Source organism: Pseudomonas asiatica (assembly GCF_009932335.1).
GTDB lineage: Bacteria > Pseudomonadota > Gammaproteobacteria > Pseudomonadales > Pseudomonadaceae > Aquipseudomonas > Aquipseudomonas asiatica.
Window position 1 is genome coordinate 1446149 of record NZ_BLJF01000001.1, and the last position, 12211, is coordinate 1458359.

Here is a 12211-nt window from a genome sequence, read left to right on the forward strand (position 1 = left end):
GTACCGCTGCACCCCGCCCGGGCAGGCCCGGGCGGGTTGTCAGATATGCGGCCAGAGCGCCAGCAGCAGTCCACCAGCGATAAGCAGGGCGCCACTGTAGCGGCGCCAGGCCGCGCCCAACCGCAACACTTTCTCCGCCAGAACCAGCATCGCCAGCGCGGCCATGCCCCACAGGCTCATGGCGCCAACCACCAGCAGCACCAGCATCAGCGCCCAGCAGCAACCGATGCAGTACAGGCCATGCTGCAACCCCAGCCTCCAGGCGCCGCCAAGGCCCGGGCGTACATGGTGCTGAAGAAAGAACAGCGGGCTCTGGCAATGCTCCAGGCAAGCGGCCTTGCCCTGGCTCATCTGGTAGCCACCGGCCAGCAGAAGCAGTAGCGCACCCATGAGCGGTGGCAGGCGCAGGGTCATGGGATCGAGCCAGCCAAGCCATTCGCCAAGGGCCTGCAGCAGGGTCATCAGCAGGGCGAAGCCACACCAGAGCAGCGCATAGGCCGCGCAGAACAGCAGCAGCTTGAATGGGCCGGTGCTGTCGCGCAGCAGGCAGCGTCGGTAAAGCAGGAACACCGGCAGGGCGGCCGGCAGCATCATCGCCTGCATCATCGCCAACCACATCAGCAGGGTCAGCGCGCCCTGGCGCGACCACCAGGCGGTGGGTGGCATCTGCATCTCGCCCATCGCCGCCATGGTCGTTGCCTGCTCGACGTGCCACCACCAACCCAGCGCGCTGATCATCAGCGCCAGCGCGCCGGTCAGCAGCGCGCCCGGGGCTGGCCAGCGGCTAGCCGCGGATGATGCCATTTGGCCCCATATCCAGGTCGTAGAGCATGGCGTTTCGCCCGGCATAGTCCAGCTTCACCGCCCCGGAGCAGTTGAAGGTGGCGCTGGCGCAGTCCGTCTCGCCGAACTCGAAGCCCTCTGGCAGCACCAGCCTGGCCCGGTGCACCGATCCGTCCACGGGGTTGCGGATCGGCTCGGCCCGGCCATCCAGCACCCCGGGCACGTGGATGCTGGCGGTCAGTGCGGCGCGGTCGGTGTGCACCTCAACCGGCACGAACTGCGGTGCGTGCATGGTCTGCACCGTGCTGGCAAAAATGGCGAAGAAGGCCGTGGGTTCCTGCTCCTGGCCGCTGAGAATGGTCAGCAATGCCTGGCGCTGGGCATCACTGGCGCGTTCATCGATAAAGGCCTGGCATTGCCCACCGCCTTCGTGGATGGGCCCAGGCCAGGCGAAGGTGCAGGCCACATTCAAGCCGGCCAGCGACACCTCGTCGAAGTACCCCTCCTCGATGTGATAGCCCACTGCCGCTTCGCAAGTGCCATGGGTGGGCAAGGCATTGAACTGGCAGGGGCAGCCATAATCGCAGTTGCAAAGGTCGACCCCTGCGCCGCGCAATCGCCAATCGACATAGGCCATGATCCTATCCTCGCAAACAAGTGCCACTTGTTAGTTTAGTTCCGGATCATGCCGCCATATTTAGATGGATTCGGCATCTGACACGGGCCGTATAAAACTGCTGCGTCAAAGCATCGGCCTTCTCAGTCAGATGGGGCAGTGCGGGATTCACGGTCAATCTCCTCCGGCCAATGAACCTTTGGTGCCAGGCAATGCATGTGGCTCAGGCCATCGTCATCGTTCCAGTCACGGGGTGGGTGTACGAACGCTGGCAGGGCTTCTGGGCCTTGCTGCATGAATAGCCGGGCGATAGCCCAGTAGGCTTCGCCTTGGTACAGGTCATAGGTGAAGAACACACGGTCGATAACTTCGTTGGTTTCCGGGTTGCGGATTGACAGCATGACGTTTTCGATCAGGCCACCGTGGCCGGGGGCGTAGACTCGGTAGACTTCGGCGGTTACATCGTCCCAGTTGTAGGCGACCGGTTTGACGCCCCAGCGTTTGCGACTGAAGATGAAGATACGGTCATATCGAAACTCATAAATATATATTTTTTGGCGTAGTCGATTGAAGCGAATAGGCTCGTCTCTAGGGGCAACCAGATCAAGCTTGATGTAAGGAATCAAGGCCCACAGTATTGCTGAGGCGGTAATTACCAATGATAGATTCATCAGCCAGTCGTGCCGCCAGTCGTCGTATAATAAATCCCAGTACAAGTAAAGCGTCATTCCAAAAAGAAAAAGCAGGCCCGCAACACCGATTAGAAATATAGCGCCTCGAAGGATGGTGCTGCTCCGTGGCAACTCGAGATAAACATCATCGAAATAGTTGGGCGACGGTTTGACACTCGCCCACACTTTTCTCCACTTTGGCCCTTCATCCACCTTGGGAAGGTCATGGCTCCAGCCAAAACCACGCTCCCACAGAACTTTACCATCACGCTTCACTCGTTAATCTCCCTGACACTAATCTCAATGTACCCACTTGGCAAGCTCCGATCCGGCCAGTACATCACCAACAGCGTAGCTGCCAGAATCGTGTGTTTTCCTATAGTCGCCATAAGCGATATTGAGCCAGAAATCTCTAACTGACAGAGTCCAGTAGAATAAGGTTTCTGCTTCTCGCTAATTGAAATACTGCGGTCGTGATCGGGGATCCGTGGCGATGCAAAGCTGGAAAATGAAGAGGACGGTGAGAGAGGTTGTTCAGCGTTTGCAAAGAAATTGCCCGAAGCAATAGTTTCCCCGCCAACGTAATCAGGGTGATTGCCGTCACCGTGACGATGCACAATCAATTTCCAGCGATATCCCGAGGACCGCTCATCGTACATAGGCAATGCGATCAAGAATTTTAGCTTTTTAGTTATTTCGGTATTAATCAAGCCACCGATTTTCGGAAGTCCTGGATCAGTGGCCAAGCGCGACTCAAAATTCAACTTCGCCTGAACGCCTAGCGTGGCAGCATTGAGTTCGGCAAAAGCGATATCCGCATGTTCCGGAGCATTCCAATGAATGCTCGGCTTTTCGTTTGCTTTTCCAAAGCAGCATCGCCTTACCCACCGCTCCAGATCAGTTGATTCATTTTCCTGAGCCAGTTTACTTAGTTGATAAGCAGCAAGCGTGAGGGCTATCGCCAGTCCCAACGGGCCGAAAAACAAGGGCTTGAGTACTGCAACACTAAACACCATAGTGCCCGAGCCATATAAGAGGAAGGAAAAGAAGTGTTGGCTTCTCGCTGCATCATCACCCGCAGCGGCGGTGCGCTTCATGGCCTTGATTGCTTGAGCCGTATCAAAGACCCCTGCAACCGCACTCACCAAAGCACCAAGCCTTATCAAGGCCCCCCCACTGGCTGCAACACCCTTTGCCCACCCCAAATTCAGTGGACCAGCACTTGATCTCAAAATGAGCCCAACCAGTTCGATTTGCCCTCCCAACACGCCCAACTGCGATCCTTGCAACGCCAACCTGGCCTCATGCGCCTTGGGCCCGATCTCCGTTTCCGCCTTTTCCTGATTCCTGCCCAGGCTGTCCTGCTGCAGATACAACCCGCCTATCGCCAGCAGGACTTCCCAGCTGCCAGCAATCCCGCGCAACCCGGAAAAACCGGTTTTTACCAATCGGGCCGCCTGCTGCGACGTGACCTTCATCCCCTGCAATAATTTGCGCGCATCGGCTTCCAACGTCCCTGCCGCCACCGAGATATCCACCAAGGCAAGCTCCGCCACGCTGCTCGCCTGGGTTACCCCCATGCTGGCCTCCTTGAACAACCGCCCATGCACTTCCTCGGCCTTGCCCTCGACCCACACCGTCACGCTGATCATCGTATTGGTGAACCGCGGGTCGAGCATTGCCAGGCTCATCAAGCCATGCTGGATGATCGGCCGCACCTTGCGCATGGCCTTCATCGAGCCAAACTCGAAGTCATCGATATTGCGGCGCATCCGGTCCCGCGCCTCGGCGATCGACGCATTGGCCTTGTGCTGCAAATCCCGGAGGTGGGCGCTCTGCAAGGCGTAGTACTCGCCCAGCTTCATCTTCACTTCCAGCTCGATCAGGTGGACGCCGTTGTAGAGAAACTGCGTGGCGCTGTTCAGATGCCGCACGGCCTTCTGAATGCCAGGCGACAGGCATGGCGCCAGCCGCTGACTGGCCGCATTGAGCGCGCTCTGCGTTTCAGCAATGGCCTGCTTGAGGGTATTGCGCATGCGCAGGCCGGCGTCATCGCTGGCGATGATCTTGCTCAGCATGCCGTAGAGCTTGTCGCTGTCGTTCCAGTTGATCGCTTCTGTGGCGGAGAAACTGGGCAGCAGCCCGGCCAGCAGTGCCTGGTCGCGCATCAGCAAGGCGCGGTAGGGCGGGCTGTCCGGGTCCTTTAGCCATTTCAACCAGAGCAGTTCGCTGGTGCCGGAAGCGGGAACATGCGGTTCAAGGCGGGGGACGACAGCTTCCGTAATGCCGCCACCCAGGCACAGGGCCATGGTCTTGGCGTAGGCCACCCCGGACTCACGATCGTTACCGTCGTAGTCGTACGCCTCGGCCACCTTGAACATGGGCGTATCGAACAAGGCAACGTACGCCCTTGTGTCCTTGTCGATGTAACGCTGAAACTCGCGCTCCTGCTGCTCGTATTCAGCCTGGAACGCGGCCCGCTGCGGTTCGTGGTAGCGCTCTTCAAGCCGCTCGTCACTCTCCTGCTGCGCACGCTCGACCAACAGCTGCCGCTCGACAGCCGGGTCGGTGAACACCGGCGGCCCATCGCCCGTCATCGGTACCAGCGACGGCACCTTCTGCGCCGCCCATTCCCTGTGCGTGGCACGAATGATCTGCAGGATCTGCGAGGTCTGCAGCTGATAAGCCCGCATCGGTTCTTCACGCCAGGCCTGACGCTTCAGTACCCAGTTCAGGCGCTGATGGTTGTATTCCTGAATCAGCCCGACGGTGTCGTCGAGCACCACCGCCAGCACGCCGTTTTCCAGCTGGTGCCGGTTGATCGCATTGACCAGATACCCACGCAGGGCGAACCGGCGCAACCAGCGGCTGTGGAAGCCATGCGCACTGTCGAAGGGGGCGCAGCCATGCTGGGCATACTCGAACACCTGCTGGTCGACCCCAAGCTTATCGGGCGTCATGGCGATGCCCAGCAGTTCGGGATTGTTGCGGGCCTGAATCAGGTCCAGGCCCTCGAAGCGATGCGCAGGCGACGCGCCGCTCTTGTAGGCGTTCAGCACGCACACCGGCCAAGGATCGCTGGAGAAGGCCAGCCAGGCGCTGGCGTACCTGCTGGTATCGATGTTGAGAAAGGCCGAAGGAATGTCGTGATCTGCGTTCACGCATTTTTCGGGCAGCGGCGAAGGCGGGCCATCTGGCGGCTCGTAAGGGTTGAAGCGGCGCAGATGACCTTGCTCGCTGACGGCATAGGCATGCCAGACCTGCTGGTCGAGCAGCACATACAGGAAGCCCCTGCGCAAGGTGCGCAAGCCGATCTTTGTCGAGATATGCCGGTTATCCGCCACGGTGGAGACACACTCGGGGCGGGTATCGGGCACCAGGGCGCGGCGCAGCGGCAGGATCGGCAGGCCCTGGCGCTCGCAGAACATGCACTGGTCGTGCGGCAGCCCGGCTTCGGCGATCGCGAGGGCAATACGTTGGCTGATGGTCATGAGCGATCCTCGTGTTGGACAGGGCCTTGTCGACCCCTGAACACTAACGGGGAATCGCTTTCTAGAGAGGCATTGGGCTTCCTAAAAGCTTGTAGGAAACGTCTCTGAATAATGGTTTAGCTCTATATGGGGCCATGATCGGTACCCCGGCCTTTTGCGCCACCTGTCGAACCCAAGGCACTGCTGCTGGCCGTTTTCCGTCCGATCTGTATGCGCGATCAACGCGCAAACCCAGGAGAACGTCCATGGCAAACGATCAGAATGACCCCGGCCTCGAGCAAACCGAATCCCAGCCCGGCAGCGGTGACGGAGAGATCCCGCTACCTTCGGATGACGAAGGCCCGATCGAGGAGGAGATGGAGGACGTGCAGGCCAACAATTCGGTTTCTGCCGAGCACCCGCAGCCTCGCTGACGGAATTGCCCGGAACGAATGCGGTTCACACCTTTTCTTGCGAGGTATGCAGCGATGAGCCCCGATCCGAATGCACAAGGCGGCACGAACCTGGACATGCCCACTTCACCTGACCTGGCCGTTGACCCCGACCGCCCGACCATACCCGCCCCTGACGACGACCCGCTCATGAACGAAGAAGAGGGTGCTGATTGGCAGGAGGAAGACAGCTTGGCTGATGACGGCAGGCAGAGCGTGGAGCAGCCCGCGGTAGACCTGGATCAGCGCAGGGAATGACCATTGATAGGGCAGGCCCCTGTGGGAGCGGGTTTACCCGCGAAGAATCCAACTCGGTGTATGGCACCGGCTGCGCCGGTGTTCGCGGGTGAACCCGCTCCCACAGGTACTGCATCTGCCTTGAAGGTTGTGGTGATCCTGTGGGAGCGGGCAAGCCCGCGAAGAATCCAGCGCGGTGGCTGGCACCGGCTGCGCCGGTGTTCGCGGGTGAACCCGCTCCCACAGGTACTGCATCTGCCTTGAAGGTTGTGGTGATCCTGTGGGAGCGGGCAAGCCCGCGAAGAATCCAGCGCGGTGGCTGGCACCGGCTGCGCCGGTGTTCGCGGGTGAACCCGCTCCCACAGGTACTGTGGCTGCCTTGAAGGTTGTGGTGATCCTGTAGGAGCTGGCTTGCCTGCGATGGGCTGCGCAGCAGCCCCCTGGCATGCTCGCCGGCGTATCACCCCCGTCGCAACGCAGCCGCCAGCCCCACTGTCAGGACCACGGCACAAAGCATGGCCAGGCTGATGGCAATTGCGACACCCCAGGCATCGAGCAGCCCCGCCAATACCAGATAAAACGCAATCACCCCCACCGCCCCGATCGCATTGCCCCGCACCATCGCCGCCATTCCTGCACGGCCAGTCTGCACATGGGCGAACACCACCAGCGGCCAGGCAATCACCGGGATCGGCGCCAGCATCCCGCTGGTCGCCGGGCCCAGCCAGTTGGCCAAGCTTGTGGTGACCATCAGCAACGAAGTGGCAGACACCATGCGCAGAGGGATTTCCCAAAATCGATGCCGGGGCCGGACCAGGGTGTCCGGCCTGGGCTCGCGGCCGCTGGCGCGTATCAGCACGCCGATCAGCACCAGCGCCACGGCAATCGACAGGTACAGGTTGCCCCCGTGGGTAAACGCGTAGGCCGCGACGCCATAGAACAGCATCGCCAGCAATACGGCCCAGCCGATGCCGAGCCTGCGTGTGGCGAACAGGTAGAAGGTGTACGTGGCCTGCACCGCCGCCAGGCCGCCCAGCGCGCCGGGCACCGCACCCAGGGCAAAGGCCGTGCCCTGTTCCAGGCACAGGAAGGTCATTACCAAGGCCGAAGTGATCGGCAGGCCGGACAGCAACCCACCGAGCAGGCCGCCCCAGCGACGCGAGGCGAGGGAGATGGCCCACATCAGGAGCGGGGTGACGATCAGCTTGAGGTAGAACAGGGTCATCGCAGGGCTATCCAGATGTGCGAAAGGTGCGCCCGCCGTCGATATTGGTAGGGCGCAGATGAATCAGCTGCGGCTGGCCTCCAGCGCCTGGGCCAGGTCGGCGATGATGTCGTCGCTGTGCTCGATGCCGATCGACAGGCGCACCATGTCCCGTGGCACGCCGGCCTTTTCCAGCTCCTCGTCATTGAGCTGGCGGTGGGTGGTAGAGGCGGGGTGGCAGGCCAGCGACTTGGCGTCGCCGATGTTCACCAGGCGCACCACCAGCTGCAACGCATCGATGAAGCGCGCACCGGCCGCCTGGCCGCCCTTGATGCCGAACGACAGGATCGAAGCTGGTTTGCCGCCGGTGTAGCGCTGGGCCAGTTCATGCTCGGGGTGGTCAGGCAGCCCTGCATATTTCACCCACGCTACCTGCTCGTGGGCTTGCAGGTAACGGGCGACCTTCAGCGCGTTCTCGGTGTGGCGTTCCATGCGCAAGGCCAAGGTTTCCAGGCCTTGCAGGATCAGAAAGGCGTTGAACGGCGACAGCGCTGCACCGGTGTTGCGCAACGGCACCACGCGGCAGCGGCCGATGAAGGCGGCGGGGCCGAAGGCTTCGGTGTAAGTGACACCATGGTAGGACGGGTCGGGGGTGTTGAGCAGGGCGAAGCGCTCCTTGTTGTCCGCCCAGGGGAACTTGCCGGAGTCGATGACGATGCCGCCGATGCTGGTGCCATGCCCGCCGATGTACTTGGTCAGCGAGTGCACGACGATATCGGCACCGTGCTCGAACGGCCGGCACAGCACCGGGGTGGCCACGGTGTTGTCGACGATCAGCGGCACACCATGGCGGTGAGCGGCCTCGGCCAGCGCGGCGATGTCGACGATATTGCCGGCAGGGTTGCCGATGGACTCGCAGAACACCGCCTTGGTGCGAGAATCGATCAGCGCTTCGAGGGCGGCGATGTCGTCATGGGCGGCGAAGCGGGTATGGATGCCCATGCGCGGCAGGGTGTGGGCCAGCAGGTTGTAGGTGCCGCCGTACAGCTTGGCCACCGAGACAATGTTGTCGCCGGCCTCGGCGACGGTCTGGATGGCATAGGTGATGGCCGCCATGCCGGAGGCCACCGCCAGCGCGCCAACCCCGCCCTCCAGGGCGGCCATGCGCTGCTCGAGCACGTCGTTGGTGGGGTTCATGATGCGCGAGTAGATGTTACCGGCCACCTTCAGGTCGAACAGGTCGGCGCCGTGCTGGGTGTCGTCGAAGGCGAAGGAGGTGGTCTGGTAGATCGGTACGGCCACTGCCCGGGTGGTCGGGTCGGGGCTGAAGCCTGCGTGGATAGCGAGGGTTTCCAGCTTCATGCAATCGTTCCTTGAGCGTGGGTGGAGCGATCGAGCATGTGGTGGGTGGAGGGTGTGGGTCAAGGGTGAACTGGCGATGGGCTGCCCGGCAGCAGCCCATCGCATCCACGGGCGCTGCTACTCGTCCTGTCGGCGCACGTGCATCACCCACTGGCCTGCATACCAAGCGCCGCCTACCGCGATCAGGCCTGCTACTGCGCGCCAGTCACGGAAGAACAGTCGCATCGCATTGATGGTGGGTGGTGCGTCGCTGCTGCGGACGAAGATGCGGATGCGCGAGGGTTGTGGGGCGGGATCGGTCTCCACGCCGTCGTGCGGTGGCAGCGACGCCGGGCTCAGGCCCTCCTGGATGACCAGGTACTCACGGCCCTGCTGCACCACGCGGGCGTTGATGTTGCCCTTCTTCAACTGCTCGACCAGGCCCTTGGTGACGCTTTCGATCTGTCGATCCACGGTATGGACGAAGTCCAGCAACTGGGCGCCGGTCACTTCTGGCTCGGCGGCAAACGCCAGCGGCCCGGCGTAGATGAGGGCGATGTCTAGGGGTTTGTTCATTTCCAGCTCCTTGCCGAATCCGGCGACAGCGGGCCGGCGCGCTGCTGCGCGCCGGCCGTGGTCTCAGGCGTGTTCGAGGACCCTGCCAAGGCGTTCCTTGCGGGCCGCGATCAACCGTTGAGTAGCCTCGTAGGACACCTTGGTCACCTGGGTGTAGGTGAGCGTCAGCTTGATATTGGCGCCATCCATGCGCGCAGACGCTGTTGCGCAGTTCATGCCACTGGGGAACTGGATCTGCATTGGGCCGACTACGACGTTGCTGCTGATGACTTCACCCAGCTGTACCTTCTGGAACAGCCCCAGGTAATACGTGGGCGTCACCTTGAACTGGGCCTGGCCGCCACCGACCACATCCGGCTTGAACACCGAACCCTGGCCGCTCATGCCGATGCCCAGGTTGGCAGGCAAGTTCGATTTGTTGTTGATCTGGATGCTGTCTGCGGGCGCGGAGCCGCTACCCAGCACCAGTTGCTGGACGTTGTCCTTGAACACGCAATCCCAGACCGACCCGAGCTGCGTCGACAGCGTCTGGCTGGCCTTGTACACCCCGACACCCCCGACTTGCCGATAATTGGCAATCACCACGTTGTAGTCGATGGTCCACTCCACCCCGCTGTAGCCCTGGGTGGGCACGGTGGTCTGCTTCCACGACACGCTGTCGAGCCCTACCGAGCTTGGCAAGGTCTGGTAGACCGCGAGGGTCCAGGTATCGTTGGTCTGGTTATCGAAGTCGACATAGTAGTCAGTGCTCATGATGCTCTCCTTGTCATGTGGGCCGAGGGCATGGGGTCACGCGCTCGGCCCAGTGACAGGAGCATCGATCATGCCAAGCTGCTGATCGCTTGCTTTTCAACCAGTTAGGTTGAAAAACAAGGGGGCGGGTGGACGTTTTCGTCCACCTCGGGGTGCTCGCGACGGACGCATCCGACCACCTCAACCAAGGGGCGCCCTGGCGTAGCACAAACGGCTCGGACGCACCTTCATCCGCACCAGCGACAGCAGGAAGCCGAACCCGCACTGGTTGGGGTCCAGCACCGGTACGTAGCAGCCAAGGTCCTGCTCGATGAGCTTCGACAAGCGCTCGGCGACACCCATGAAGCCGGTACAGCCAAGCAACAGTGCCTGCGCGCCGTCCTCTTTGATGGCCGCCAGCCCGGCTTGCAATGCCTTGACCAGTACCACCTCGACATTACCCAACTGGGCCACCGGGCAGTCGATGGAACGGATGGAGGCAAAATTGATGCTCTGGCCGTAATTGGCCACATGGCCGCGTTGCAGGGCCAGGGTGCTCTGCAGGATGGTGATGATGGAAAACCGCTGACACAACCCCAGGGCACTGAACGCGGAGGTGGGGAAGCCGCCAATGATCGGGATATCGATCACTTCGCGGGCAGGCTCCACGCCGCACATGTCGAAATCGCTCAGCCAGATGCCGTCGAACCCCTGCTGCTCAAGGTGCTGGGCCAGGCGCACCACTGCCAGGGCGTTCTCGGCGAGATTCAGCCGGTTCTGGATACACGGGCTGCCCTGGTCGATGTTGTACACCTGGACCTCGACATCCGGGGGCACCACTGGGGCTATCGAGGCCAGCAGGCCCTCGTTGTAGTCGCTGCTGTTGACCGGTGCGAGAACCGCAATACGCAGGCTCATGGTCGTAACTCCTGCAGTTGCTCGATGCTTCGGTAAGCGCCCATGTAACCCAGGTCTGCCAGCAACTGCTCGAAGCTCCACGCGATCAACCCACCGGGCTGGCGTAGCGGCGCCGCCGCCTGCCAGCCGATCAGGCAGGCAGGGCGCCCGGCATAGCTCGGGTCCAGCGAGCCATCGGCGCGCACCAGGTCGCCGTTGGAGGCCAGTGCCGGCCCCGCACCTTCGAAGAACCAGGCAATGCTGTCCGGGGCCATGGCCAGCGGTTGCGGCTGGTGCTTGTCCCACAGCAACAGCGACTCGTTCTCGTAGCACAGGCGCAAGCTTCCTTCGTGGCTGTCGAGGTCGATGCGGCCGATGTCGAAGCCGCCCTGGGTAGTCACGCCAGCATGGGTCAGGCGCGCATTGCGAGACAGGCACCGAGCCATCAGGCCGAACTGGCCAAGCCAGTCGAGCACGGCCTGGCAAGTGTGCAACTGCCCGGCAGCCAGGGCTCTGCCCAGCGCCAGGGCGCGGCTGAGGGTGCCACGCAGCGGCAGCGCGGAAGGCAGCTGGTCGGGGCTCATGCACCATAGCGCCAGGCCTCCGAACTCACCGAACGTCGGCGAGCCGACCACAGGGCGCAACATTTGCTCGGCGATCACATTGGCGTTTTCTGCGTACCCCTGGGCCTCGGCCGGCGGCGTTACATTCAGTTCCACCACCAGTCCGCCCTGGCTGACCACGAACGACGGCCGCGGCGGTATACCGGCAGCAGCGAAGGTGAGCATCGGCAATGAGGGCACCGCGCGCCCGGCGCCGTCCGCATCGACCACCGCCAGGCCCAGCTTGGCGGCGGCCAGGCACGCAACCAGAAAGCCCAGCGCGCCGCTTTCCGGCGGCACGACATAGGCAAGCTCGCGGCCCTGTTCATTCAAGCGCTGGCGCAAGCATTCCAGGGCCTGGATCGGCCCGAGGGGGTACTGGCAACGCCCGATCGTTTCCGGTGCACCCATGTACGCCACTACCGCGGCGTCGCCGGCACGGGCCTCATCCACCGTGACCACCCTGACGCGGTCGCGCGGGTAGAATTCCCCGATATTGAACGCGGCCAGCAAGTGCCGGGCCGACGCCAAGGTGCCGCCACCACCACTGCCAAAGAAACAACCACCGTTGATCAACGCTTGCAGATCCTTGTGCTCCAGCTCGAACGCCATGATCGTGCTCCTGCTTTC

12 protein-coding genes are annotated in these 12211 nt (G+C 62.3%); 2 read left to right on the top strand and 10 right to left on the bottom strand.

Annotated elements, in window-relative coordinates:
- Positions 1 to 39: 39 nt before the first annotated feature.
- The 4 genes from GYA95_RS06895 to GYA95_RS06910 form a co-directional block, all read right to left on the bottom strand.
- Complete coding sequence (locus GYA95_RS06895) at positions 40 to 804, bottom strand: DUF2182 domain-containing protein (RefSeq protein ID WP_015269915.1); 765 nt, start codon at positions 802 to 804, stop codon at positions 40 to 42.
- Positions 785 to 1420: a DUF1326 domain-containing protein gene (locus tag GYA95_RS06900; RefSeq protein WP_013972018.1), complete on the bottom strand. Its 636-nt coding sequence runs from the start codon at positions 1418 to 1420 to the stop codon at positions 785 to 787. The genes GYA95_RS06895 and GYA95_RS06900 overlap by 20 nt, the downstream gene beginning before the upstream one ends.
- A gap of 122 nt (positions 1421 to 1542) precedes the next feature.
- Entirely contained in the window at positions 1543 to 2346 is an 804-nt protein-coding gene (locus tag GYA95_RS27860; RefSeq protein ID WP_226989605.1) for a DUF6708 domain-containing protein, read from the bottom strand.
- Positions 2343 to 5561, bottom strand: coding sequence for a T6SS effector BTH_I2691 family protein (locus GYA95_RS06910; protein ID WP_102059409.1), 3219 nt, complete (start codon positions 5559 to 5561; stop codon positions 2343 to 2345). Before GYA95_RS06910 ends, GYA95_RS27860 begins: the two co-directional genes overlap by 4 nt.
- Before the next feature lie 245 nt (positions 5562 to 5806).
- Here GYA95_RS06910 and GYA95_RS27605 point away from each other — a divergent pair, with 245 nt between their 5' ends.
- Together GYA95_RS27605 and GYA95_RS06915 are read left to right on the top strand one after the other, a co-directional pair.
- Positions 5807 to 5974 carry a hypothetical protein gene (locus GYA95_RS27605; protein ID WP_167506594.1) on the top strand — a complete coding sequence of 56 codons (168 nt, stop codon included), beginning with the start codon at positions 5807 to 5809 and terminating at the stop codon, positions 5972 to 5974.
- A 96-nt stretch (positions 5975 to 6070) separates the two neighbouring features.
- Positions 6071 to 6250 carry a hypothetical protein gene (locus GYA95_RS06915; protein ID WP_170303997.1) on the top strand — a complete coding sequence of 60 codons (180 nt, stop codon included), beginning with the start codon at positions 6071 to 6073 and terminating at the stop codon, positions 6248 to 6250.
- Between the two features lie 439 nt (positions 6251 to 6689).
- Here GYA95_RS06915 and GYA95_RS06920 read toward each other — a convergent pair whose 3' ends face one another.
- The 6 genes from GYA95_RS06920 to GYA95_RS06945 all read right to left on the bottom strand — a co-directional run bounded on the left by GYA95_RS06920 (position 6690) and on the right by GYA95_RS06945 (position 12193).
- Entirely contained in the window at positions 6690 to 7454 is a 765-nt protein-coding gene (locus GYA95_RS06920) for a hypothetical protein (protein WP_015269918.1), read from the bottom strand.
- 63 nt (positions 7455 to 7517) lie between these two features.
- Positions 7518 to 8795 carry a bifunctional O-acetylhomoserine aminocarboxypropyltransferase/cysteine synthase gene (locus GYA95_RS06925; protein ID WP_015269919.1) on the bottom strand — a complete coding sequence of 426 codons (1278 nt, stop codon included), beginning with the start codon at positions 8793 to 8795 and terminating at the stop codon, positions 7518 to 7520.
- Between the two features lie 117 nt (positions 8796 to 8912).
- On the bottom strand, positions 8913 to 9350 hold the full coding sequence (locus GYA95_RS06930) for a hypothetical protein (protein ID WP_015269920.1): 438 nt from the start codon (positions 9348 to 9350) through the stop codon (positions 8913 to 8915).
- Between the two features lie 63 nt (positions 9351 to 9413).
- Positions 9414 to 10103, bottom strand: a complete 690-nt coding sequence (locus tag GYA95_RS06935) for a hypothetical protein (RefSeq protein WP_015269921.1) — start codon at positions 10101 to 10103, stop codon at positions 9414 to 9416.
- Positions 10104 to 10283: 180 nt separating this feature from the next.
- Positions 10284 to 11000, bottom strand: a complete 717-nt coding sequence (locus GYA95_RS06940; RefSeq protein WP_015269922.1) for an aspartate/glutamate racemase family protein — start codon at positions 10998 to 11000, stop codon at positions 10284 to 10286.
- A complete protein-coding gene (locus GYA95_RS06945) occupies positions 10997 to 12193 on the bottom strand; it encodes an S-methyl thiohydantoin desulfurase domain-containing protein (RefSeq protein WP_015269923.1) in 1197 nt (398 codons plus the stop codon). The genes GYA95_RS06940 and GYA95_RS06945 overlap by 4 nt, the downstream gene beginning before the upstream one ends.
- Positions 12194 to 12211 lie beyond the last annotated feature (18 nt).